This is a genomic window from Wolbachia endosymbiont of Zygogramma bicolorata (assembly GCF_051130665.1).
In the GTDB taxonomy this organism is placed as follows: domain Bacteria; phylum Pseudomonadota; class Alphaproteobacteria; order Rickettsiales; family Anaplasmataceae; genus Wolbachia.
This window is the reverse complement of the sequence record NZ_CP149530.1, coordinates 1168896-1192105: the sequence shown is the minus strand read 5'-3', so window position 1 is coordinate 1192105 and position 23210 is coordinate 1168896. Positions and strand designations below refer to the sequence as shown.

At 35.9% G+C, this 23210-nt stretch carries 21 protein-coding genes, 1 tRNA gene and 1 pseudogene; 9 read left to right on the top strand and 14 right to left on the bottom strand.

Annotated features, from left to right (window positions below):
- Positions 1-50: 50 nt before the first annotated feature.
- Complete coding sequence (locus WKH12_RS05635; protein WP_434732216.1) at positions 51-1322, bottom strand: M16 family metallopeptidase; 1272 nt, start codon at positions 1320-1322, stop codon at positions 51-53.
- Between the two features lies 1 nt (position 1323).
- Complete coding sequence (locus WKH12_RS05630) at positions 1324-1932, bottom strand: superoxide dismutase (RefSeq protein ID WP_434732215.1); 609 nt, start codon at positions 1930-1932, stop codon at positions 1324-1326.
- An 869-nt stretch (positions 1933-2801) separates the two neighbouring features.
- On the opposite strand from WKH12_RS05630, the gene WKH12_RS05625 reads away from it, so the two are divergent.
- Both WKH12_RS05625 and WKH12_RS05620 read left to right on the top strand, forming a co-directional pair.
- On the top strand, positions 2802-3539 hold the full coding sequence (locus WKH12_RS05625) for a WD_0702 family putative metalloprotease (RefSeq protein ID WP_434732214.1): 738 nt from the start codon (positions 2802-2804) through the stop codon (positions 3537-3539).
- 263 nt (positions 3540-3802) lie between these two features.
- A protein-coding gene (locus WKH12_RS05620; protein ID WP_434732009.1) for an IS630 family transposase occupies positions 3803-4817 on the top strand; the annotation gives its coding sequence in 2 pieces (ribosomal slippage) (positions 3803-4267 and positions 4269-4817; 1014 coding nt in all).
- A 426-nt stretch (positions 4818-5243) separates the two neighbouring features.
- Here WKH12_RS05620 and WKH12_RS05615 read toward each other — a convergent pair.
- From WKH12_RS05615 to rsfS, 4 genes are all read right to left on the bottom strand, one after another.
- A complete protein-coding gene (locus tag WKH12_RS05615; RefSeq protein ID WP_434732213.1) occupies positions 5244-6191 on the bottom strand; it encodes an IS110 family transposase in 948 nt (315 codons plus the stop codon).
- A gap of 750 nt (positions 6192-6941) precedes the next feature.
- Entirely contained in the window at positions 6942-7502 is a 561-nt protein-coding gene (locus tag WKH12_RS05610; RefSeq protein WP_253307172.1) for a hypothetical protein, read from the bottom strand.
- Between the two features lie 54 nt (positions 7503-7556).
- A complete protein-coding gene (tyrS, locus tag WKH12_RS05605) occupies positions 7557-8807 on the bottom strand; it encodes a tyrosine--tRNA ligase (RefSeq protein WP_434732212.1) in 1251 nt (416 codons plus the stop codon).
- Positions 8808-9052: 245 nt separating this feature from the next.
- Positions 9053-9379 carry a ribosome silencing factor gene (gene rsfS / locus WKH12_RS05600; RefSeq protein WP_434732662.1) on the bottom strand — a complete coding sequence of 109 codons (327 nt, stop codon included), beginning with the start codon at positions 9377-9379 and terminating at the stop codon, positions 9053-9055.
- 123 nt (positions 9380-9502) lie between these two features.
- Between rsfS and WKH12_RS05595 the strand changes: the two genes are divergently transcribed.
- From WKH12_RS05595 to WKH12_RS05585, 3 genes are read left to right on the top strand one after another with little or no spacing between them, the layout of a single operon-like run.
- Positions 9503-10177, top strand: a complete 675-nt coding sequence (locus WKH12_RS05595; RefSeq protein WP_434732211.1) for an AAA family ATPase — start codon at positions 9503-9505, stop codon at positions 10175-10177.
- Complete coding sequence (locus tag WKH12_RS05590) at positions 10170-10658, top strand: RNA pyrophosphohydrolase (RefSeq protein ID WP_341822680.1); 489 nt, start codon at positions 10170-10172, stop codon at positions 10656-10658. The genes WKH12_RS05595 and WKH12_RS05590 overlap by 8 nt, the downstream gene beginning before the upstream one ends.
- The gene (locus tag WKH12_RS05585; RefSeq protein WP_341822679.1) at positions 10655-11464 is read left to right on the top strand and encodes a TatD family hydrolase; all 810 of its coding nucleotides are present in this window, start codon (positions 10655-10657) and stop codon (positions 11462-11464) included. Before WKH12_RS05590 ends, WKH12_RS05585 begins: the two co-directional genes overlap by 4 nt.
- Here the strand turns inward: WKH12_RS05585 and mdh are convergent.
- From mdh to WKH12_RS05555, 6 genes are read right to left on the bottom strand one after another with little or no spacing between them, the layout of a single operon-like run.
- On the bottom strand, positions 11439-12401 hold the full coding sequence (gene mdh / locus WKH12_RS05580) for a malate dehydrogenase (protein ID WP_434732210.1): 963 nt from the start codon (positions 12399-12401) through the stop codon (positions 11439-11441). The two genes, WKH12_RS05585 and mdh, sit on opposite strands and share 26 nt — an antisense overlap.
- 3 nt (positions 12402-12404) lie before the next feature.
- Positions 12405-12977, bottom strand: a complete 573-nt coding sequence (locus WKH12_RS05575; RefSeq protein ID WP_253307178.1) for an NADH-quinone oxidoreductase subunit C — start codon at positions 12975-12977, stop codon at positions 12405-12407.
- Positions 12970-13485 carry a NuoB/complex I 20 kDa subunit family protein gene (locus WKH12_RS05570; RefSeq protein ID WP_434732209.1) on the bottom strand — a complete coding sequence of 172 codons (516 nt, stop codon included), beginning with the start codon at positions 13483-13485 and terminating at the stop codon, positions 12970-12972. The genes WKH12_RS05575 and WKH12_RS05570 overlap by 8 nt, the downstream gene beginning before the upstream one ends.
- Positions 13486-13488: 3 nt before the next feature.
- Positions 13489-13842, bottom strand: a complete 354-nt coding sequence (locus WKH12_RS05565) for an NADH-quinone oxidoreductase subunit A (RefSeq protein WP_006279576.1) — start codon at positions 13840-13842, stop codon at positions 13489-13491.
- 18 nt (positions 13843-13860) lie between these two features.
- Entirely contained in the window at positions 13861-14229 is a 369-nt protein-coding gene (locus WKH12_RS05560; RefSeq protein ID WP_434732208.1) for an HIT domain-containing protein, read from the bottom strand.
- Positions 14230-14232: 3 nt separating this feature from the next.
- Positions 14233-15192, bottom strand: a complete 960-nt coding sequence (locus WKH12_RS05555) for a hypothetical protein (protein ID WP_434732207.1) — start codon at positions 15190-15192, stop codon at positions 14233-14235.
- Positions 15193-15371: 179 nt separating this feature from the next.
- Between WKH12_RS05555 and WKH12_RS05550 the strand changes: the two genes are divergently transcribed.
- Both WKH12_RS05550 and WKH12_RS05545 read left to right on the top strand, forming a co-directional pair.
- On the top strand, positions 15372-16748 hold the full coding sequence (locus WKH12_RS05550; protein ID WP_434732206.1) for a UDP-N-acetylmuramoyl-tripeptide--D-alanyl-D-alanine ligase: 1377 nt from the start codon (positions 15372-15374) through the stop codon (positions 16746-16748).
- A gap of 50 nt (positions 16749-16798) precedes the next feature.
- Positions 16799-17749 (top strand): complex I NDUFA9 subunit family protein, encoded by a 951-nt coding sequence (locus WKH12_RS05545; protein ID WP_253307182.1) that lies wholly within the window; start codon positions 16799-16801, stop codon positions 17747-17749.
- Between the two features lie 8 nt (positions 17750-17757).
- On the opposite strand, the gene WKH12_RS05540 is transcribed toward WKH12_RS05545, so the two are convergent.
- Positions 17758-17831 (bottom strand) — tRNA-Arg (locus tag WKH12_RS05540).
- A gap of 87 nt (positions 17832-17918) precedes the next feature.
- Positions 17919-18933 (bottom strand): IS630 family transposase gene (locus WKH12_RS05535; protein WP_341822214.1). Its coding sequence is split into 2 segments (ribosomal slippage): positions 17919-18467 and positions 18469-18933, totalling 1014 coding nucleotides; the frame shifts between segments, so codons are not numbered across the junction.
- A 1335-nt stretch (positions 18934-20268) separates the two neighbouring features.
- On the opposite strand from WKH12_RS05535, the pseudogene WKH12_RS05530 reads away from it, so the two are divergent.
- Positions 20269-20424: pseudogene (locus WKH12_RS05530) on the top strand (transposase); the annotation flags it as partial.
- A 119-nt stretch (positions 20425-20543) separates the two neighbouring features.
- The gene (locus tag WKH12_RS05525) at positions 20544-23207 is read left to right on the top strand and encodes an ATP-dependent Clp protease ATP-binding subunit (protein ID WP_434732205.1); all 2664 of its coding nucleotides are present in this window, start codon (positions 20544-20546) and stop codon (positions 23205-23207) included.
- The last annotated feature ends 3 nt before the right edge of the window (positions 23208-23210 follow it).

The following is a 23210-nucleotide window of genomic DNA, read 5'->3' as shown; positions in this document are numbered from 1 at the left end:
ACTGTGCTAAATTATATTGTAAAGCAGCCAAATCAATATAATAGAATGCGCTAAGCTTTAAGCATAGAAACCACTTTATCGTAACTTGGCAATGATTTAATTTCTCCAATTGCAGCTAGAGTGGTTTTTTCATGCTGAGATAACAATTCTTTTGCTGCTTTTTTTACGTTAGCAGTGGTAACTGCACTAATTTTTTCTATTAATTCATTTTTACTGATGTACCTATTATAGTTACCATAGTAGTGCCCCAATGTTTCAGCGCGTGAGCTAACACTTTCGCGTGACATTAAAATTTGGGATTTTATTCGCTCTTTCACTCTATTTACTTCTTCTTCCCTCAGATTATCTGTAGACAGCTTCTTCAACTCTGTCGTCATAGATTTTAAAAGCTTATCTAAGTTACTACTATCTGTGCCAGCAAAAATGGAAAACATCCCTGTATCAGTGTAGCTGGAATTAAATGAATAAACAGAGTAAGCTAATCCCTGCTTTTCCCTTACTTCCTGGAACAGACGTGATGACATTCCGCTCCCTAATATAGAATCAAGCACTTGAAACGTGTGATATTTATCGTCATGGCGAGAAACACTAGGTAGACCAATTAGCAAGTGTACCTGATCTAATTTACGATGTTCTAAATACTCACCACCAGTACAGCTCGCATTTTGGCTTTTTTTCAGCTTTTTAGAATGAATCTTTGAGAGAAAATCTTTGGTTAATGCAATAACTTCTTCATGTTCAACATTTCCTGCAACGGTAAATAGCATATTCTCGCCAAAGTAATGTTCATTTATGTAATTATCTAGATCTCCTCGAGTAAAAGATTTTACAGTATCTTGCGTGCCTAAGATTGACCTGCCAAAAGGTTGATCTTTATAAGCTGCCTCAAAATATTTATCGAAAACAATGTCATTTGGTGAATCATTAGTTTGAAAAATCTCTTGTATTACAACGCCCTTCTCACGTTCCAATTCATCTTCTGGAAATGTTGAATTCATCAATATATCTATTAATATATCAATACCAGTTTTTATGTCTTTCTTGAGGACTTTTGCATAATAGGTGGTGCTTTCCCTACCGGTGCTGGCGTTGAAAACCCCACCTATGTCGTCAAAAGCTTTTGCAATTTCAAACGCAGTTCTTGTCTTCGTTCCTTTGAAAGCCATGTGTTCTAGAAAATGGGATATTCCATTTTGATTTGCACTTTCCGCTCTACTGCCAACACCAACTCGTATGCTTAAAGCTACGGAATCAACATCACGCACCTGCTCAGTTATTATGCGCAGACCATTATCTAATTTTGTTACCTGAGGTGTATTCATCTTATGTATTCTTTTTTAAATTTTCTTCTGCAAAATCCCAATTAATCAAATGGTCAAGGAAAACTTTTATGTAGTCAATTCTACGATTTTGACAATCTAAATAATAGGCGTGCTCCCAGACATCCATAGTGAGTACTGGAACTTGGCCATAAATTAATGGCAAATCTGCATTTGGAGTTTTGGTGATTTTGAGCTTTCCTTTTTCGAGCACTAACCATACCCATCCACTACCAAATTGGCTTACTCCATGATTGGCAAATTCCCCACAAAACTTATCAAAACCACCGATATCATCTTGAATTTTTTTTGCCAGAAAACCATCATCTTTAGGTTTACCACCACCATTCTTCTTCATTGAATTCCAATAAAAAGTGTGGTTCCAAACTTGCGCTGCGTTATTAAATATGGGAACTTTATCGCTATTACCATGCACTTTTGTTATTATTTCCTCAATTTTCACATGTTGATAATCTGTATTTTCAACCAGCTCGTTGAGTTTATTTAAATATCCTTTATGGTGCTTATCATAATGAAAATCTAAGGTTTTTGCAGATATGTAAGGCTCTAAAGCTGTTTTATCATATGGTAATTCAGGTAAAGTAAAACTCATGACAATCTCCTTATTTTTGACCTACTTGGATGGTATTGTAATATGTGCTCTTGTGCAACATATAATTAATAGCTAAAACATTAGGTATCTATTGCATTATTCTAAATTATACTACAATAATAATTATTATATAAGCCATAGAAACGGATTAAATACAAAAACTTACTTGACAAACTCCGCCAGCCCTCTTATCATGGTACTGAAGGTATTCAGTTATCTTCATCTGTGCAGATTAAACAGCAAAAAAACAACGTACTTGGCGTCTTATTTTTAATTTTTCGCACTATGTGCACCTTATGTCTTCACAACATTTCTAGCTATATAAGCCGAAACGCGCTTACAAAGCGTTTAAGACAGTAGAGAACGCCAATTTGCAGGATTAGAAAGTGACAACTAGCTAACGCGGGGTTTCTTTTGCCTTTTTTTCTGCTTAGTAAATTTCTTAATGCTTATAATTTAGATTAGTTGCGGCTTAAAAGCAACTGAATCGCGGTTATTAAACGTTTAGAATAAAAAAACGCCATACTTGAAAGTATAATGTAAGTAATTAGCCAACCACGGGGCTTCTTTTGCCTTTTTTCTTCGTTTAGTAAATTTCTTAATGTTTATAGCTAAAGTAACTTAGGTTCATCGACAATCGTCATCCCGCTACGTGTTAGCGGGATCTATGCTAAGAGATACCGCGAATGAATCGCGGTATGACGGTTCGTGACGGTATGACGGTTCGCGGTGGCATCTCGTCATCCCGCTACGTGTTAGCGGGATGACGGTTGTCAGTAAACCTGAGTTACTTTAGCTATGCAATGAGATTTCCTAAAAAACACTTTATAGCTCTTGAGTATAAAAAAAAATTCCTTTAATAATAAGGCATGCTAATCAGGAATTTAATCAAACAAGCGACTAAAGTAGGAAGCAGTGAAAATGCAATACGATATATTGAGTATCTCTATCAATTTGAGAAGTTTAGAAACACATTAAACCTCACTTTATCACTAATAAAGCAAAATAAGCTTTCGTTTGAAATATACCAAGAGGGATTAGTGGATATGGAAGAAGGGGTGTGTAAGACAATCAGGTCTTCCGGTGTAAATAGGTATGTTATTGTGCTGAGAAGGTCAAATCCATACATTATAGTGCATGAACTTTCACATATGGTTGAAAATGAGCTTAACTTGAGCCTAGAGCAGGAATTTCTCCATAAGGTTTACCAGGATATTGAGCAGAATTTAAGGCAAGCAAATGTTCTTGTGCAGAAAATTATTAGCCAAGTTATATTTAAGGAGATACAAGCTTATCAAACTGCAAAGTCACGCGCATCTGAATTGTTTGCACGCTATTTTGAGCTATTTGCTTGGGCACAAGAGGTTTATCCTAAGGATAAAGAATACTTAATTCGCACTCAAGATTTAAACAAAGTGTTCCTTGCTACTGATCAATGGGAAAAGAGCTGCCTGGATCCACAAATGATGGATAGAATAGATAAGGAAATCAAGGAATACAGCAATAAAACCGCCACTAAAGACGTAACCAAAGTGCAAAGCAGTTGGACTAATAAATTTTCTCCTGGGGGCAAAAAAATTAGCTCTATATTTGGAGATGATGATTAGCTTATAGTGCAGGTTTTCCTACGTCATACCGCAATTCATTCCACGACTGTACGAACGTCTAGTTTAGTGATAAAATGTATATAATTATTGATGTCATTCAAGCATTTACATTTGTTACATCAGCACTCACATTTGTCATCTCAGTCTCCTCTTCCTGTCATCTCAGTCTCCTCTTCCTGTCATCTCATACCAATTCCTAAAAATAAATAGAGGAATAAAGAAAAATTTCTAAAATAGAATAATTTAAGAATTAGTGGGGAGTTATGGCAGGAAAAAGTAAAGCAATAGGAGAAGAATTATATAATAAGTGTAACCTGGAATTAAAGAAGCACGGCATAAGAGGAGAGATAGGAAGAAGATTACAGGCAATAATATCTGCAAAAGAATATGGAATAACAAAAGTTGCTCAAATATACCGAATTACTAGAACTACATTGATGAAGTGGATTACAAGATTTAAGGAAGGAGGAGTCAATGCGTTTAAAATACAACCAGGACGTGGAGTAAAGCCGAAGTTGAGCTACAAGCAGCAAGAAGAAATTAAAAATGTCATAGCAGAAGAAGGAGCCAACCTAACGGCTAAGAAATTAAAAATCATAATTGAGAAAATGTTTTCTATTGAGGTAAGTAAGTCTACAGCACATAGACTGATGCAAAAGTTAGGTTTTTCGTATATTACTCCAAGGCCTGTGCACAATAAACAGGATAAAAATAAACAAGAAGAGTTTAAAAAAAAATCTTAATGAAACTATTGTCACGTATCCCGAAAAAGAGCTATTTTTCTTCGATGAGTCGCGGTTTGGCACACATTCAAAGATTGGACACGGGTGGTTTAAAAAAGGCATTAGGACACAGGTTAAGGTAAAATTAGGTAGGCAAAACTTTTATCTCTATAGTGCAGTTAATCCTAGAAATCGAGAGAGTTCTAGCTTATTCGTACCAAACGTCAATACTGATTGTATGAATATATTCCTTGAGCAGATGTCACAATATTTAGGAACAAGGGAGGCATTTCTTGTTGTGGATTGTGCAGGATGGCATAGATCCAAAGGTTTAAAAATACCACAAAATATTACCTTAATCTATTTACCTCCATATTCACCAGAGTTAAATCCAGTAGAGCGTTTATGGCAATATTTGAAAGACAATCTCATTAAAAATAGAATATATGACTCTGTTAGTTTATTGGAGGATACTGTATGTGCATTCATTCGTAATATTACGGAAAGTTCGATCAAAACCATTTGTTCTGTTAGTTATTTGCCTACTTATTTATGAGATTTGGTATTACATGGACCAAAGTAACAGAATGCAGGGCAGGAACATGTTCCACTGAAAAGAGGACCATCGTGCTTTAGTGTTACTCGATATACATTTGATCCAACTACCTTTGATTTAGCTTGAGATTCATTAACAGATATAATCTGTACCTTTCCTTTGTTAAAATAATCTCTTCCGCTAGAGAGGTAGGGTTCTTTAATAAGACCTGTGATATCTTTATAATATCAACTATGTTTTTTTTAAAATTTTTTATTTGTAATTTTGCAACTTCATATGGGCAATAAAAACCCATTTGTTATAGAAACAGAATTTTGTATCAAACAGCCACCACAGCAATTTCTGCTTAAGTTAATGAATATGCGCTTTTAATGTGTGTGGACGCGCATATTCATTAACCAATTTCAGTTATTGCTATGTAAATTTTTAAATATGCAAATTAACTGCTTCTTTAAGCCTTGCATTAGCAATCACTATTATTTTACGCATTAGAGCTGTTATAGCCACCATCTTCTTCTTACCACTTTCAATAAGCTTAGAATAAAAGGCACCAAGTGCAGATTTGGACCTTGCAGCAGCCATGGCAGCTGTAAAAAGCTTTGAACGAACGTTACTTCTTCCACCTATAATCCTTCGGTAGCCAATAGCTTTACCACTTTCCTTAGGATGAGGCGCAACACCTGCAAGGCTTGCAATTTGCCTTTTATTTAAAGAACCAAGTTCCGGTATGAGACACAATAAACATTGAGAGGTTTTTCTACCTATTCCAGGGACTGTTTCAAGAATTTTTTGGCATCGTTGCAATTCAGGATTTTCATTGACTATTTTTTGTATAGCTTGATCAAGCTTTTCTACCTGGTTGTTGAGGAATTCAATAGCTTGTTGACAACTTTCCTTAATGTAATCATTTCCAGGAGTTTTTAGCCTATTCTTCTCTTGAACAAGCATTTTCGTAATATCGTCACGACGCTGACAAAGTGCAAACAAGGTGGTTTGTTCTTTTGAGATAGGTGTAAATAGCTGCAAATGTCCACAACGCTCAGAACCATATTGGGCAAGCGCTTTTGCATCAAGACTGTCGGTCTTTGCCAAAGTTCCATGAGATAGAATGAAGTTTTTAACTTGACGAGTATTAGCACGATGCACAGCAATGTTTCTATCAATAAGAAAATACAATAAGCCAAGCTCATAACCTCCTGTAGCTTCTAAAATTACCATGGAGTTGGGCAAGATATTTGAAAATTTTTGGTAGAATTGTTTCCAACCAACACAACTATTGTCAAATTTGATGACACCTTTTTGTTCATTAACTGCAGTAAAAAATTCAAGTTTTCCGATATCAATGCCAATAAAATTTTGATAAGATGTAACCATAAAGAACCTCGAGAGTTTAAGTTAAAATTTAAGATTGTAAACGGGTGCATATATATGTCCCAAACAACTATTCAAACGTCTCGAAGGATAGGCTTGAGTACCTTGATATCTACGTATGTGTAATACTACCGTCTCACGGTCGCTCAAGCCTGTGATAACCACATTTTTATAGGTTATCTTCCTTCTTGCCTCTTTTATATCACATTTCCAACTTACAACCGTCTCATTTTTGCCTCCTTATTTCATATATAAAGCCCTCAATTTTCTAATATATCCTTTCTTCCATAAAAATTTATTAACCCACCACGACTTTTATATGGCCCTGCGGACAACTTTATAGTGCTATAGCTAACTCAAGAAAGGTTTCCCTACGTCATACCGCGATTCATTCCACAACTGTACGAACGTTGTAGTTTGGGCCACCAGTGGGGCGTCATCCCAGTGCCCAGACACTGGGATCCAGCTTCTATGCAACTTAATTAAAAACGTTTGTTTTAGCGTAAGACAACTACCTTTAGCTCATCAGCTCAGTTATAAGCAAAATTCCTGGATTCCAGTGTCAAGCACTGGAATGACACCATTTGCTGTGCAATTTACCTTCAAAAATGAATGTTCGTACAGCTATGGATTCATTCGCGGTATCTCAGCATAGATTCCGCTAACGAGTAGCGGAATGACGAATTTGTTGTTTTTCAAATTGTAGGTAAACCTAAGCCACTTTAGCTATACATAATAGAATTTCGCTTTCTACTATCTTTCCAATCGCTTTATACATAATTCTCGAATTTTGAAAATTTGCTCCATGTTATACGGTATGGTTGGGTTACTGATCAGCCAGCTCTCAATAAATTGTTTATGCTTTTCTATTTTATAGCTTCCAAGGTGTTCTGGCTCAATTTTTTCTTCCTCTGTCAGTTTTAATAACATGTTATTTCCTGGAAAAGTTATGTCAATAATTCGGCTTTCGTAACGAAGATAGCAATGCATTTCTGGAATGTGTAGTAAGTTATACTCATTTAGAATTGCAGAAGCTTTCGGAGTGTTCACTTTATTCATCATAAAGACAGCTATGTGTAGCGTTATGTCGATTTCACATTCGCAACCTAACTTATAAATCAGAGCATGTTTTGTACTACACGTTCCTCGTCTTTCATTGAATACTGATATACAATCTGTGCGGTCAAAATTGCGTCCATAAGGCAGCTCATGTACATATTCTAATGCTTCACGTAACGTAATAATATCCAAATTTAAAAAGAGATTCGATATAGGCTTATGATTAGATAAATATATTTGATTTAAGTCATTCATATCATCATTATCTAATTTCTCACTTGTATAAAATTTGTTTTCTTACTTCGAGACCTAATCTACCACAACTTTAATATGGCGCTTCTTTCCTGCAGATAATTTTATAAATGGCTGACCTTTAAAGCTCTCGAAATTTATTATATAGTTAACGTCATTTATAATATTATCATTAACTTTGCACCCGTTGCCCTGTATTAAACGCTTTGCTGCGCCTTTTGAAGGTTCAAAACCGGTGTCACGCAGTAGGTTTACTAAGGATATGCCGCTTGCAACTTGTGCTTTTTTTATGATGTAATCAGGAAGTAGTGAGCTATCTTCATTCTCAAAAGCAGAGACTGCAGCAGATAGTGCAAGTTCCGCTTCTTTGTCACCATGACATATTTTTGTCACCTCTGTTGCTAAAACTTTTTTTGCTTCATTTATTTCCTGATCTTTTAAGGATTCTAACTTTTTGATCTCATCAATTGACACATCAGTGAGCAATCTCAAAAAACGTCCAACATCTTGATCATCAACGTTGCGAAAATATTGCCAGTAGTCGTAAGGCTTTAGCATATTATCATCAAGCCACACTGCTCCACTTTCAGTTTTGCCCATTTTTACCCCTTGAGCATTCAATAAAAGAGGGGCAGTAAGGCCAAACAGCTCAGGTAAATTCAACTTTTTTCCAAGCTCAATTCCGTTTACTATATTTCCCCACTGGTCTGACCCTCCAATCTGCAGACGACAGCCATGCTTTTTATTCAACTCAACAAAATCATAAGCCTGCAATAGCATGTAATTAAATTCCAGAAAGCTTAAGGTTTGCTCTCTATCCAGCCTGGTTTTCACACTATCAAAACTTAGCATACGATTTACAGAAAAATAAGCTCCTATATCACGCAAAAAATCTATGTATTTTATGTTATCCAACCAATCTGCGTTATTTACTATCATTGCACCAGTCTTGCTGTCATTAAAAGACACCATTTTCTCTAATATTCTCCTTATGCTGGATGTATTTTGATTGATGTTCTCTACGGGCAAGATGCTTCTTGCTTTATCTTTGAAGGATGGGTCACCAATTTTTGTTGTGCCACCTCCAAGTAAGACTATCGGCTTATAACCAAATTTCTGCAGGTGACGGAGCATCATAATCTGAATTAGGTGACCAGCATGAAGACTTGGTGCTGTGCAATCAAACCCAATGTATGCGACCATATGATTATTTTCGGATAATAGCTGATCTAACCCTTCAATATTTGTACATTGGTATAGGTACCCTCTTTCTTGGATAAAATTTAAAAACTCGGACTTGTGTTTCATTTTATAAACCCCAGTCTATCCTGTCATTAATGCCGAAGGTAACCCTAATAGGGAAAGATGTCATCCAAGTAGCCAACACTGGGATCCAGAAAACTTAATTATAAACAAGCACACTATACAACGTTTTCGATGAAATTGCATGAAAAACTGGATTCCAGTGTCAGCTACTTTCATGACACTACCTGTGCAGGAGTTGCCTTCAAAATTACAACGTTTGTGCAGTTGTGCACCAGCTATCCAGGCAATCAGTTCCATAACTCTTCTATTTTATAATACTCCCTTACTTCTGACCTGAATATGTGAACCATTATGCCTTGAAAATTCAAAATCACCCAATTGCCTTCATCCATACCTTCTACATCTATTTTATCATGTCGCTCGAGACTTTTTATTACGTGTTCAGCTAACGCTTTCACATGGCGACTTGAATCACCAGATGCAATAATCATATATTTTGCAATAATGGTTCTATTCTGCACATCGAGAGTAACTATATCGTGACCTTTATTTTGATCTATTATACTTACAATCATGCTTTTTATTGATTCTGTATCACTGAATACATTAGTCATCATCTTAAATTATTTAATTTACTTATAATTATACACTCAAAATCTCTAAATATGAACTATTTTCAACGCGACTGTTCGTTAAAAAGGTATTACCTGCATCTATTTTATCATCATGTTTTTAGCATGTACAATGATATACTTTTATATATAATTGAAAATAGCTTTCTACTAGTATTCATTATGGACAAGACTCTCATCTACTTAATCGGCTTTCCAGGCAGTGGTAAGTTTACTACTGCAAAGGAACTGTGTAAAATCATTGATGCAGTAATAGTAAGCAATAATCTATTCAATAATATTATATTTAATATTGTTAAATTGCAGGATGCTGAAGTTCCAGGTGAACTATGGGAAAAAATTTTTGCAGTTAGGGAAAATGTATTAGCAATACTAGAAAAACACTACATAAAATCAAAACATTATATATTTACAAATGAATTGATAGAGGGTGACCCCTATGATCAGAGAATATACAACTCTGTGGTAAATTTAAGTAAAAAAATGGATATGGAAATTCTTCCTGTAGTGTTACATTGTAATGACGAAGAACTAGCAAGGCGTATTCACTCAAAGGAGAGATGCCGGAAAAATAAAATTATTGATTCGGATTTTGTTATGAAAAGAATTGAAGGGAAAAGGCTATTTATACCGGAAGGTACACTTGAAATTGATAACTCAAACTTAAGTGCAAAGGAAGTTGCAAAGAAAATTGTTGAAGAGATGAAGGAAGAAAAAAATGGAAAATTAATTAAAACTTCTGTAACAAATCATTTAAAAACAGAGCGTACTCGTGGTTGAGCAGAAAGATAAGTATCGTCCTTGTGTTGGCATAATGCTATTTAACAGACAAGGACATGCCTTTATTGGAAAACGCTTTGATAGCGACTCTTACTGGCAGATGCCACAAGGAGGTGTTGATGATGGTGAGGAACTGGAACAAGCAGCGTTACGTGAGTTGCTAGAGGAAGTTGGTACTAATAAAGTAAAGGTTATAACTAAAAGCAAGGATTGGATATACTACAACTTGCCTGAAGAAGTTATACCAAAGTGCTGGAATGGGAAATATTCTGGTCAAAAGCAAAGGTGGTTCTTAATGAAATTTTATGGAGAGGATAAGGATATTGATATTAATTATACTGATCATCCAGAGTTCAAAGAGTGGCGTTGGCAAAGTATAGATGATTTAGTAGCCAATGCTATATCATTTAAAAAAGAAGTTTATAAGACAGTGATAGAAGAGTTTTCTTCTATAATAAAAGCCTCAACAATAAGCTCATGATAGTAGATTCTCATTGCCACTTGATTTATTTTTCCGATGATGAAATACCAAAAGTAATTTCAAGGGCAGAGCAAAATGGTGTAAAAATTTTGCATAACATATGCGTAAGCATTGATGATATCCCTAAATTATTAAAAATTTCTTCATCCTACGATCAAGTCTACTTCTCTGTTGGTATACATCCACTTGATGCTGCTATAGAAAACGGTGAGTGTATACATGCTGATGAATTAGTTGAATTTACTAAGAATCAAAAGGTAATTAGTATCGGTGAAACCGGGTTAGATTTTTATAAATCTGACAACAAAGACAATCAGAAAAAAAGTTTTGCATCACACATAGAAGCAGCAAGAATAACAGGGTTACCTTTAGTTATTCACACTAGGAGTGCTGATAGTGAGATGATCGATATGTTAAAGTCAGAAATGAAAACCTGTGCTTTTAGTGGAGTAATGCACTGCTTTGCTTCCTCTAAAGAGCTTGCTTATCAATCTATAGATTTAGGGTTATATATTTCATTTTCTGGAATCATTACTTTTAAAAATGCGAGCTTACTCAGAGGAATTGCACAAGGTGTACCACGCGAACGTGTTTTGGTTGAAACTGATGCACCGTATCTATCACCTGAGCCTTACAGAGGAAAAAAGAACGAACCAGCAATGGTAAAATATGTTGTGGATTGTTTGGCAGAGTTATGGAATGAGTCACCCGACAAAGTAGCAGAAATAACCACAAGCAACTTTTTTAGGCTGTTTACGAAACTTGAGCTACAAGGAAATTCTATAAAACCATTGATTTGCTTATGAGCCTAAATAGTTCTTTCACTGCATTCACAGATTTATCGAACATTTCTCGTTCACTATTATCCATCTTAACTTCTAGGACCTTTTCAACTCCATTTTTTCCAATAATTACAGGAACACCAATAAACAAATCTTTTACACCATATTCACCATTAAGGTAAGCAGCACATGGTAATATACGCCCTTTATCTTTTAAATATGACTCTAACATGCATATAGCTGAAGATGCAGGAGCGTAGTATGCAGATCCAGACTTAAGCAGATCAACTATTTCTTTACCGCCATTGCGAGTGCGTTCAACTATTTCATCAACTTTTTTCTGCGTAATGAGACCCATATCGATAACTTGGGTAAGTGGAATGCCAGCGATAGAAGTGCAATTAATGAGTGGTACCATAGTGTCACCATGTCCTCCAAGCACAAAAGCAGATATATCTTCAACTGAAATATTTAATTCACTTGCAAGAAAATAACGGAAACGGGAAGAATCAAGCACTCCTGCCATTCCAACAACCATATTAGTTGGAAGGTTTGAAAATTTATGCACCACTGAAACCATGGCATCCAAAGGGTTGGTAACCACTATTACAAACGCATTTGGAGAATACTTCTTAATATTTTCACCAACCTCCTTCATTACTTTAGCATTGGTTTGCAGGAGGTCATCCCTGCTCATTCCAGGTTTTCTAGCAATGCCTGCTGTTATGATGATTGCATCAGAATTTTCTATATCTTTGTATTGATTAGTTCCAGTTAAACCAGAATTAAATCCATCAATAGGGGATGATTCTGCTATGTCGAGTGCTTTACCTTGCGGTATTCCATCACTAATATCAAGTAAAACAACATTGCCGAGTTCCCTTAGTGCAATCATATGGGCAAGAGTTCCACCGATATTTCCTGCACCGATTAAAGATATTTTTTTTCTTTGTACTGTCATTTTCTACTCCTTTGTATTTACTTTTATGGTTTTACCTTCCCAAGGCGATAGGCTATCAAGCATACGAAAATCTTGCGATAAATCTATAGGATTATATACAACCTTTTTTGCCTCTATATCGTATCTTACTTCCTCATAACCAGTGAGAGGGAAATCTTTTAACATTGGATGACCTTTGAATCCATAGTCTGTTAGAATCCTACGCAAATCAGGGTGATCAGAGAATTCTATTCCATACATATCAAACACTTCACGCTCAAACCACGAAGCTGTGCTAAATACCTTTGCTATGCTTGGAGGCATATCGCCCTCACATAATTGAAGTTTTATGTGTACTCTAATATTATGCACAATGCTGAGTAAATTGTACACTAACTCAAAGCGCTTTTCTCGATCTGGATAGTCAACCCCAAAAATATCAACTAATAGTTCAAACCTACACTTTTCATCATCACGTAGAAAGGATAGGTGCTTTTCAATTTCATCTAAAGTTGAATATATTACAATAATGCCATCATCTTTTTGAATGCACTCACACTTGGTCTTTTTTTGTATATGCCTTGCAGTTTTATCCATGCTTTATATTCTGAGTTCGTTTTATTTTGTTTTGTAGGCATAGCATTCCATATAGCAACGCCTCAGCGGTTGGTGGGCATCCAGGGACATACACGTCAACTGGCACAATTCTATCACAGCCTCGGACTACTGAATAAGAATAATGGTAATAACCACCACCATTTGCACAACTTCCCATAGAAATAACATACTTCGGGTCTGCCATTTGATCATAAACCTTGCGCAATGCTGCTGCCATTTTATTAGTTAGTGTGCCAGCAACAATCATCACATCTGATTGACGTGGGCTTGCACGAAACATTATGCCATATCTATCAAGATCATAACGGCTGGATGCAGTATGCATCATCTCAACTGCGCAACATGCAAGACCAAATGTCATTGGCCACAATGAACCAGACCTTGCCCAATTCATTACATAATCTATTAAATCACCAAATTTAGTAACAAGAAACCCTTCTTTTTTATAACGACTCCAGTCATCATTAGATAGAATTTGATTTGTCATAAACTACTCCCACTCTAATGCACCTTTACACCATTCATAGATAAAACCTATAGTGAGTATTGCAAGAAATACCATCATAGACCAAAATCCACCATAGCTTATCTTAGATAAAGAAACAGCCCAAGGAAAAAGAAAAGCGATTTCTAAGTCAAATATTATAAATAATATTGAAACTAGGTAAAATTTAATGTCAAAATTTTTTCTTGCACTGGATAGTGGATTGAAGCCACACTCATATGTGGAAAGTTTTTCACCATCTGGCTTACTCACTGCAAGAAACATAGGCAATATACCTAAAGCAAAAGATACTACAATTGATACGCAGATAAAGATTACTATGGTTAGATATTCGCTCATTTAACAAAACATATAACACTATGAGTTTACATGCTTTCCTAACTTTTTACCACCTAAAATATGCACGTGAAAGTGTGGTACAACCTGCTCTCCATTTTCACCGTAGTTAGTGACTAATCTATATCCTGTTTTTTCTAAATTATATTTATGTGCTATTTCTCTGACAATTTTGAAAAAACTTACTATCTCCTCTTCAGAAGCTTTTAGAATAAAATCATCGTATGAAATATATTGATTTTTTGGTATAACTAAAATGTGAACTGGTGCGTCAGGGTACTTATCACGAAAAGCTAGTACATTTTCATTTTCATGTATCTTCTCACAAGGTAACTCACCTCTTAATATTTGAGCAAAGATGTTATTGCTATCATAAACTTCATTGCTCATATTTTAAGAGCGACCTTTCCCTCTTCCTTTATTTCTTTCTACATCAGGCGTAGATAGTGGTTTTATTACTTCACCAGAGGCATCTTCAAAATTCAAAAAAGTACTTCCCAATCCTTCTGCTTGCTTTTTGATATCTCGTTCTGATAACTGCATATTTTTTATAGGAGAAATAGCTTCTTTACTTTTACCAAAAGGAAACTCGTTAGGATTAGTAATGTTAAAAGATTTTACTAATTCATCTGTACTTGTAACAGTTTCTGAAGACTGCCCTGGTGACTTTCCAGTTTGTGCTGGCCCTGGAGTTTTTGATGGTTTGTTCTGGTTATCATATTCTCGATACAATTTCTCTGCAATACCATTCAGCAATTTTAAGTCTGTATGAATTTTAAATTCTCCACCAGTAATTCCTGCAAGCTTCTTAAGGCCTTCGTCAACTTTATTAGCAATTCCTTTAAGAACAAGCTCTTCTATTTCTTTCTTGCTCTTGCCTTTATTATCAGGATTAGTTTTAATAGTGTTAGCTATTTCCTCAACGTTAATTTCAATTACAATTTTGTTTTCTTCTCTAAAAATAGTTACATTTGGCAGGTTTTTCTTTATTTGACCTAATTGTTCATCCTTCAAATAAGGTATATCTCCCGTCAGAGTCCTTGACGCTAAAAAAGCTACCTTTCCTTTCCCTTTCTCTGTTATTTGTACACCAAGATTCTCACTAGCTTGTGTGGTTTCTATAGGTGGGTCATACTCTTCAAGTGGGTTGCCAATAATAGAACGCCCGCCATTTTTTATGTCGTGCCGCATTTCATCCCAGGACTTAAACCAATTCTTTGGCCATATAGGGTATACTGCACCCTTGACTAGGACTTTTACACCTCCACCCAGAAAACTTCCTACTCCCGAAGCTGCATTACCAACTTTAGCTAGTATAGAAGTAGATTTTTCATTTTGGTCGTTTTTTGGCATACACACCTCCAAGTTACTTTCTACAACTAAATACATTTTAATTATAGACGAAAAAATTTAAACTTCTATATCCATTATAAGATAGAATTATAGGGATTGCAACCATTATTTATACATTGTCTAAAACATGTGGTATTTGCTACTTTATTCAATTTACTTTAAAGAGTACTCTCTAAATTATGTTTAAATGGAATACAAATAATATCATTGATGCAACTGGCGGAAGAGGCGTAAATGGTTGTAATTGGACACATAGCTCAAATATTTCAACGGACACAAGAAGCATAAAAAAAGGTGATTTATTTATTGCACTCAAGGGAAAGAATTTTGATGGCCATAATTTTTTGCATGAAGCGTTTTTAAAAGGGGCTGCCGCTGCAATAGTAAGTGAGGGTAAATATAAAAATTTCCCTCTCATTATCGTACAAGATACCCTGAAAGCTTTGCACGATATGGCATCATACTATATTAGAAATATTCTTGTTGATGCTAAAATTATTGCAATTACAGGCAGTGTCGGGAAAACCACTACAAAGGATATGCTGCACACTGTTTTATCGCAATATGGAGTGTCCCATGCAAAAAAAGGTAACTTAAATAATAATATAGGATTGCCTTTGACAATTCTAAAAGCTCCAAAAAACTGCCAGTACTTAATCCTTGAAATGGGAATGAATAAAGCTGGTGAAATAAAAGAATTATCAAAGATTAGTAATCCAAATATTGCAGTTATTACCAACATCGAACCTGCACATACTGAAAATTTTTCATCACTATTTGACGTTGCACAAGCGAAGTTAGAAATTCTATATGGTATGAAAAGTAATGGTACTTTGGTCTTAAACAGAGATAATAAATATTATGATTATCTCTCATCACATGCCAATAGAAATGTAATAAGCTTCGGTAAAGATAAAAATGCTGAAGTTTGTTTGTTGGACCTAATAAGAAATGATGACGGGCTAAATTTAAAAATCAGGCTGAGTGATAATCAAACTATAAACTGTAATTTACGTGTGCAAGGTGAGCATTTTGCTTATTCGCTACTTGCTGTTGCAGCAGTTGTGCAGAGCCTCGGACTTGATTTATCAAAATTACCACTTGCACTTAAGAATTTTAGTGTAACGAAAGGTAGAGGCAATATTCATAAGGTCAAATACAATAAAAAATATATACATTTAATTGATGACTCCTATAACGCCAGCCCTGCTTCGATGAAAACTGCAATAAAAACTTTGAGTACATATTCTAATCAGAGAAAAGTAGCTTTGCTTGGTGATATGTTGGAACTTGGTGATAAAAGCATAGAATTTCATACAGATTTGGTTAAGATTGTCACAGAAAATAATATAGATAAAATTTATACAGTTGGTAAATTTATGTTAGAATTGCATGAGCTTTTGCCAGATAATATAAGAGGCGCGCATTTTAATGATTCTAATCAATTGAAAAGTGATTTAGCTAACATTATTCAGAATAATGACGCAATTCTAGTTAAAGGCTCACGAAGAATGAAAATGGATCTTATTGTACGGGAATTCATAATAGAATATTAAGCAAAATCATTGTATTAATTTACAGTAACAAATTATTAGGAACTTTAATCGTGACAAAACGTGTAATTATTTTTGGTGGAACGGGGTTTATAGGGAAACACATCGTAAGACGCTTGGCAGCAGAAGGATATTTAATAAAGATATTCACTCGTAATCAGGAAAAAGCTGCTTGTTTAAAATTGTGTGGCAATTTGGGACAAATATCAATATTTAAAGGCGATTTTTTTGATGAAAAATCAGTTCTAGAGGGTATGGAAGAATGTGATGTAGCCATAAACTTAGTGGGAATATTATATGAAGCAAAAAAGCACGATTTTTACGCTGTTCACGTTAAAATAGCTGAAAGGATAGCAAAAGCTGCAAAAATGAAAAATGTACCTATGATGATACATTTTTCCGCTATGGGAATAGAAAATAGCAAGTTGTCAAAATATGCCAAAAGTAAATTGGAAGGTGAAAAAGCTGTAACTTCAGCATTTCAAGAAGCAATAATAATTAGGCCAAGCCTTGTATTTGGTAAAGAAGATAACTTCTTTAATAAATTTGCAAGATTAGCAACTGTTCTTCCTTTTTTGCCGCTAATTGGCAATGGAACGACTAAATTTCAGCCAATATGTGTAACAGACTTAGCTGAAGTGGTATATCGTATTATCAGTTTTAATAAGCAAGACAAGAAAATTTATAACATGGGTGGACCAAAGGTTTACTCTTTCAAAAGCTTATTGAAGTTTATTCTGAATGTTACTAACAGAAAGTGTTTGTTGATCAATGTATCTTTTCCAATGGCAAAGTTAATAGCTTTCTTTTTAGAAAATAAAATTATTTCTATGCTGCTAAAACCAATAACCGGAGATACGAACCCTGTGCTTACTCAAGATCAGGTGAAAGTTATGATGAATAGCTCAATCGAAAAGTCAGCTGACCTTGAAACAATGAAGGTTCGACCATTAGCAATTGAAAATGTGGTGCCAGAATACTTGAAGATTTATAGAAAGTATTGATAGAAGAGTGTGCCCGGTAGGATTCGAACCTACGACCCACAGCTTAGAAGGCTGTTGCTCTATCCAGCTGAGCTACGGGCACACAATATATATAAAATGCTTCTTAGTACAAGTGAAGTCAAGTATTTCGTGTGAATATGATGTTTGTGGTAATATCTTATACCAAATCTCATAAATAAGTAGGCAAATAACTCACAGAACAAATGGTTTTGATCGAACTTTCCGTAATATTACGAATGAATGCACATACAGTATCCTCCAATAAACTAACAGAGTCATATATTCTATTTTTAATGAGATTGTCTTTCAAATATTGCCATAAACGCTCTACTGGATTTAACTCTGGTGAATATGGAGGTAAATAGATTAAGGTAATATTTTGTGGTATTTTTAAACCTTTGGATCTATGCCATCCTGCACAATCCACAACAAGAAATGCCTCCCTTGTTCCTAAATATTGTGACATCTGCTCAAGGAATATATTCATACAATCAGTATTGACGTTTGGTACGAATAAGCTAGAACTCTCTCCATTTCTAGGATTAACTGCACTATAGAGATAAAAGTTTTGCCTACCTAATTTTACCTTAACCTGTGTCCTAATGCCTTTTTTAAACCACCCGTGTCCAATCTTTGAATGTGTGCCAAACCGCGACTCATCGAAGAAAAATAGCTCTTTTTCGGGATACGTGACAATAGTTTCATTAAGATTTTTTTTTAAACTCTTCTTGTTTATTTTTATCCTGTTTATTGTGCACAGGCCTTGGAGTAATATACGAAAAACCTAACTTTTGCATCAGTCTATGTGCTGTAGACTTACTTACCTCAATAGAAAACATTTTCTCAATTATGATTTTTAATTTCTTAGCCGTTAGGTTGGCTCCTTCTTCTGCTATGACATTTTTAATTTCTTCTTGCTGCTTGTAGCTCAACTTCGGCTTTACTCCACGTCCTGGTTGTATTTTAAACGCATTGACTCCTCCTTCCTTAAATCTTGTAATCCACTTCATCAATGTAGTTCTAGTAATTCGGTATATTTGAGCAACTTTTGTTATTCCATATTCTTTTGCAGATATTATTGCCTGTAATCTTCTTCCTATCTCTCCTCTTATGCCGTGCTTCTTTAATTCCAGGTTACACTTATTATATAATTCTTCTCCTATTGCTTTACTTTTTCCTGCCATAACTCCCCACTAATTCTTAAATTATTCTATTTTAGAAATTTTTCTTTATTCCTCTATTTATTTTTAGGAATTGGTATTACAACACCTTGTCATTGCAGTTGTGTGTCATGCGCTGCCGAAATTGGATGCGAGAAGTCCATTTATTTTAGAAAATATTATATAGAAAGTTGCTTGACAAACTCCGCCAGCCCCCTTATTATGACAATAAGGGTATTCATGACTCAAAACTTGTTTTTGACCTGCAGGCTCAATGACAAAATTCAGTAAAAAACTCAGGGTATTTTTTGGCGGATTACATAAAATTATAGCGGCTGCATGTCTTTTTTATTTTTTCTACATTCAGCCAAATCGCGCTTATTTTAAGCGTTAGCACATTATTACAGCGCCACTTACAGTAATATAGAGTCAAAACTCGCACCACGGGGCTTCTTTTGCCTTTTTTTTCGCTTGGTAAATTTCTTAATATTTGTAGCTGAACGACAACCGTCATCCCTGTAAAGGTCAAGTATCCCGCTACGTGTTAGCGGATGAGATACCGCGAATGAATCGCGGTATGACGGTCTGCGGCGGTATGACGGTTCGCGGCGGGATGACGGTTAAGCAATTCGTCATCCCGCTATGTGTTAGCGGATGAGATACCGCGAATGAATCGCGGTATGACGGTTCGTGGTGGTATGACGGTTCGCGGTGGTATAGTAATTCGTCATCCCGCAGCGGGATCTATGTCAAGAGATACCGTGACGGTATGACGGTTAATTCACGGCGGTATGACGGTTCGCGATGGTATGACGTAGGACTGCTGTCATTCCAGTCTGGAATCTAGTTCTTATTGTACATTTACTTGGTGTAGAGTTAAGTTTCCTGGATCCCAGTGTTGGCTACTTGGATGACATCATAGGGGCGCTGGAATGACACCCTGACAATCGTCATCCCGCTACTTGTTAGCGGGATCTAGAGATACCGCGGCGGTTGACGGTTCGCGGTGGTATGACGTAGGACTGCTGTCATTCCAGTCTGGAATCTAGTTCTTATTGTACATTTACTTGGTGTAGAGTTAAGTTTCCTGGATCCCAGTGTTGGCTACTTGGATGACATCATAGGGGCGCTGGAATGACACCCTGACAATCGTCATCCCGCTACTTGTTAGCGGGATCTAGAAATACCGCGGCGGTATGACGGTTCGCGGTGGTATGACGTAGGACTGCTGTCATTCCAGTGCTTGACACTGGAATCCAGCTTCTATGCAACCTCATCAAAAACATTCATTTAGTATAAGATCAGCTACTTTCCATGCTAGTTTGCTTATAAACAAGCAAACTTTTCTGGATCCCAGTGACCTTTGTTGTATTGCCAAAGAGATGGGTCGTTGAGCGCTCTTTTGCTTGGTTGGAAAAGTGTAGGCGGTTGTGGAAAAATTGCGAACGTAAACTCAATACCAGCTTGCAAATGATTGTCCTTTCCTTCATTTCTCTCCTATTACGAAGATTTTAAACAGGTTCTTAAGAAAGTTTTAAATTTTTGCAAACCATACCTAACAATAAACAACTTTAGGTTTAAATTTATGAAATCAGTTGTTATATACATCAGCAAATACGAATTTAACTGGTGTTATGGACTTAAATAAATTTACCGAAAAAGCAAAAAGTCTAATTCAAAGTGCTCAGATGAAAGCGTTGGGAGCTGGGCATCAGATTTTTATGCCTGAGCATTTACTCAAAGTGATGCTTGAGGATGAATTAGGTTTAGTTCAGGATTTGATAAACGCTTGTGGTGGAAATGTGCAAAGTATTTCTGATGCTGTGGATAGCGCAATAAAAAAGTTTCCAGTAGTTGAAGGTCCAGGAAGTGGTGGACTTCAACTTTCAAGAGAAATAGCAAAAGTTTTTGAAGATTCAATTGGTCTTGCAAAGAGAAATAAAGATTCATTTGTTGCTGTTGAGCGTTTACTGCAGGGCCTCACTGCACAAAAAGATGATACTGTAGGCAAAATTCTGGCAGAGAATGGTGTTACACCGCAAAAATTAAATTCAGTTGTTACAGACATGAGGAAAGGTAGCAGTGCAGACTCGCCAAATAGTGAGGAAAAATTGAACGCTGCTAAGAGATATACAAAGGATATTACAGAGCTTGCTATGCAAGGCAAGCTTGATCCTGTAATTGGTCGTGATGAAGAGATCAGAAGAACTATGCAGGTATCACTGAGGCGGACAAAAAATAATCCAGTGCTGATCGGTGAACCTGGTGTTGGAAAAACTGCAATAGTTGAGGGGCTTGCAAATAGAATCGTTGCAAATGACGTGCCACTTGGTTTGCGTGATGCAAAAGTTTTAGCCCTCGATCTTGGCGCATTAATTGCTGGAACAAAATTTAGAGGAGAATTTGAAGAAAGGTTAAAAGCAGTTATTAATGAGCTTTCGAAAGCGGAGGGAAAAGTTATCTTGTTTATAGATGAGCTTCATACTTTAGTTGGAGCAGGAGCAACAAGTGGTGCAATGGATGCTTCAAATTTGCTAAAGCCTGCTCTTGCGCGTGGAGAAATTCGCTGTATAGGAGCCACAACTTTAGATGAATATCGTCAGCATATAGAAAAAGATCCTGCACTTGCAAGGCGTTTTCAGCCTGTGTTTATCTCTCAACCAACTGAAACTGATACCATTTCAATACTCAGGGGTTTGAAGGAAAGATATGAAGTGCATCATGGTATAAGAATTACAGACGGTGCAATAATTGCTGCTGCAACGTTGTCCAATAGATATATAACAGATAGGTTTTTACCTGATAAAGCAATTGATTTGATTGATGAAGCAGCAAGTAGGGTGAGAATTGAAATGGATAGCAAGCCTGAAGTTATTGATGAACTTGAGAGAAAGGTTATACAGCTAAAGATTGAAGCAGAAGCTCTAAAAAAAGAAAGTGATGAAAATTCTAAACAGCGTTTAAAAAAGATAAATGAAGAGATCGAAAATCTAAACAGTAAATTTGCTGACTTGAACAGCAAATGGCAGATGGAAAAGAATAAAATAGCTAGAATACAAGAAACAGTTGAAAAATTAGATAACGCCAGAAAAGAGCTGGAATTGGCTCAGCGGAGTGGAAATTTAGGAAAAGCAGGAGAGCTGATGTATGGTGTGATCCCTCAGCTTGAGAATGAATTAAAAAATCAGGAAAAGGTTACTGATAGTTTCTTAAAGAAAGAAGTGACTGGAGATGATATTGCAAACATTGTTTCAAAGTGGACAGGAATTCCAGTTGATAACATGATGCACAGCGAAAAGGAAAAACTTCTTAACATGGAGAATGAAATAGGAAGAAGAGTAATAGGGCAAAAAGGCGCGATAGAAGCAATAAGTAATGCAGTTAGGCGCTCTCGCTCTGGTGTGCAAGATACTAATCGACCTTTCGGTTCATTTTTATTCTTAGGCCCAACCGGGGTTGGAAAAACAGAACTGGCAAAAGCCCTTGCTGAATTTCTGTTTGACGATCAATCAGCGCTTTTGCGTTTTGATATGTCAGAATATATGGAAAAACATTCTGTTTCAAAGCTAATTGGCGCGCCTCCAGGGTATGTTGGCTATGAGCAAGGTGGCAGATTAACCGAAGCAGTAAGAAGAAGGCCATATCAGGTTATTCTGTTTGATGAAATAGAGAAGGCAAATCCAGATATATTTAATCTATTGCTGCAAATCTTGGATGAGGGTAGACTCACTGATAGTCATGGCAAATTAGTTGATTTTCGCAACACCATACTGATCTTAACTTCTAACCTTGGTGCAGAGATAATGCTTAAGGGAGTTACAGAAAATGAGACTCTACCTCCTGTCATCCAAGTAGCTGACACTGGGATCCAGATGCAGATTCCAGCGTCACGCGCTGGAATGAAATCGGAAGGAGGAGTTGCTAACTCTGTAAAAAGCGAAGTGATGCAAATAGTTAAATCAGCATTTCGTCCAGAATTTTTAAACAGGCTGGATGAAATTATTATATTCCACAGTTTAACCAGAGATGACATCTATAAAATTATAGATGTTCAATTTTCTTATTTACAAAAAACACTTGCTAAGCGTAAACTGAGTATAAGTTTGTCGCAGGAAGCTAAAGAACTAATAGCACAAACTGGCTATGACCCTGAATATGGAGCAAGGCCCCTAAAAAGGGTTATACAAGAGTGTATTCAAAATAATTTAGCTAAATTAGTTTTATCAGGGGAAGTAGTAGAAAATGATGAGCTAATAGTGTACGCTCTTGATAATGAAATCTTAGTTAAAAAGGTTTAAGTT

What these genes read in the sequence shown, in the direction of transcription:
- WKH12_RS05555 (WP_434732207.1), bottom strand. Translation starts at nt 15,192, where the DNA reads ATGCCAAAAAACGACCAAAATGAAAAATCTACTTCTATACTAGCTAAA.
- WKH12_RS05635 (WP_434732216.1), bottom strand. Translation starts at nt 1,322, where the DNA reads ATGAATACACCTCAGGTAACAAAATTAGATAATGGTCTGCGCATAATA.
- WKH12_RS05615 (WP_434732213.1), bottom strand. Translation starts at nt 6,191, where the DNA reads ATGGTTACATCTTATCAAAATTTTATTGGCATTGATATCGGAAAACTT.
- WKH12_RS05630 (WP_434732215.1), bottom strand. Translation starts at nt 1,932, where the DNA reads ATGAGTTTTACTTTACCTGAATTACCATATGATAAAACAGCTTTAGAG.
- tyrS (WP_434732212.1), bottom strand. Translation starts at nt 8,807, where the DNA reads ATGAAACACAAGTCCGAGTTTTTAAATTTTATCCAAGAAAGAGGGTAC.
- WKH12_RS05610 (WP_253307172.1), bottom strand. Translation starts at nt 7,502, where the DNA reads ATGAATGACTTAAATCAAATATATTTATCTAATCATAAGCCTATATCG.
- rsfS (WP_434732662.1), bottom strand. Translation starts at nt 9,379, where the DNA reads ATGACTAATGTATTCAGTGATACAGAATCAATAAAAAGCATGATTGTA.
- WKH12_RS05560 (WP_434732208.1), bottom strand. Translation starts at nt 14,229, where the DNA reads ATGAGCAATGAAGTTTATGATAGCAATAACATCTTTGCTCAAATATTA.
- WKH12_RS05570 (WP_434732209.1), bottom strand. Translation starts at nt 13,485, where the DNA reads ATGACAAATCAAATTCTATCTAATGATGACTGGAGTCGTTATAAAAAA.
- WKH12_RS05550 (WP_434732206.1), top strand. Translation starts at nt 15,372, where the DNA reads ATGTTTAAATGGAATACAAATAATATCATTGATGCAACTGGCGGAAGA.
- WKH12_RS05575 (WP_253307178.1), bottom strand. Translation starts at nt 12,977, where the DNA reads ATGGATAAAACTGCAAGGCATATACAAAAAAAGACCAAGTGTGAGTGC.
- mdh (WP_434732210.1), bottom strand. Translation starts at nt 12,401, where the DNA reads ATGACAGTACAAAGAAAAAAAATATCTTTAATCGGTGCAGGAAATATC.
- WKH12_RS05565 (WP_006279576.1), bottom strand. Translation starts at nt 13,842, where the DNA reads ATGAGCGAATATCTAACCATAGTAATCTTTATCTGCGTATCAATTGTA.
- WKH12_RS05595 (WP_434732211.1), top strand. Translation starts at nt 9,503, where the DNA reads ATGTACAATGATATACTTTTATATATAATTGAAAATAGCTTTCTACTA.
- WKH12_RS05525 (WP_434732205.1), top strand. Translation starts at nt 20,544, where the DNA reads ATGGACTTAAATAAATTTACCGAAAAAGCAAAAAGTCTAATTCAAAGT.
- WKH12_RS05625 (WP_434732214.1), top strand. Translation starts at nt 2,802, where the DNA reads ATGCTAATCAGGAATTTAATCAAACAAGCGACTAAAGTAGGAAGCAGT.
- WKH12_RS05585 (WP_341822679.1), top strand. Translation starts at nt 10,655, where the DNA reads ATGATAGTAGATTCTCATTGCCACTTGATTTATTTTTCCGATGATGAA.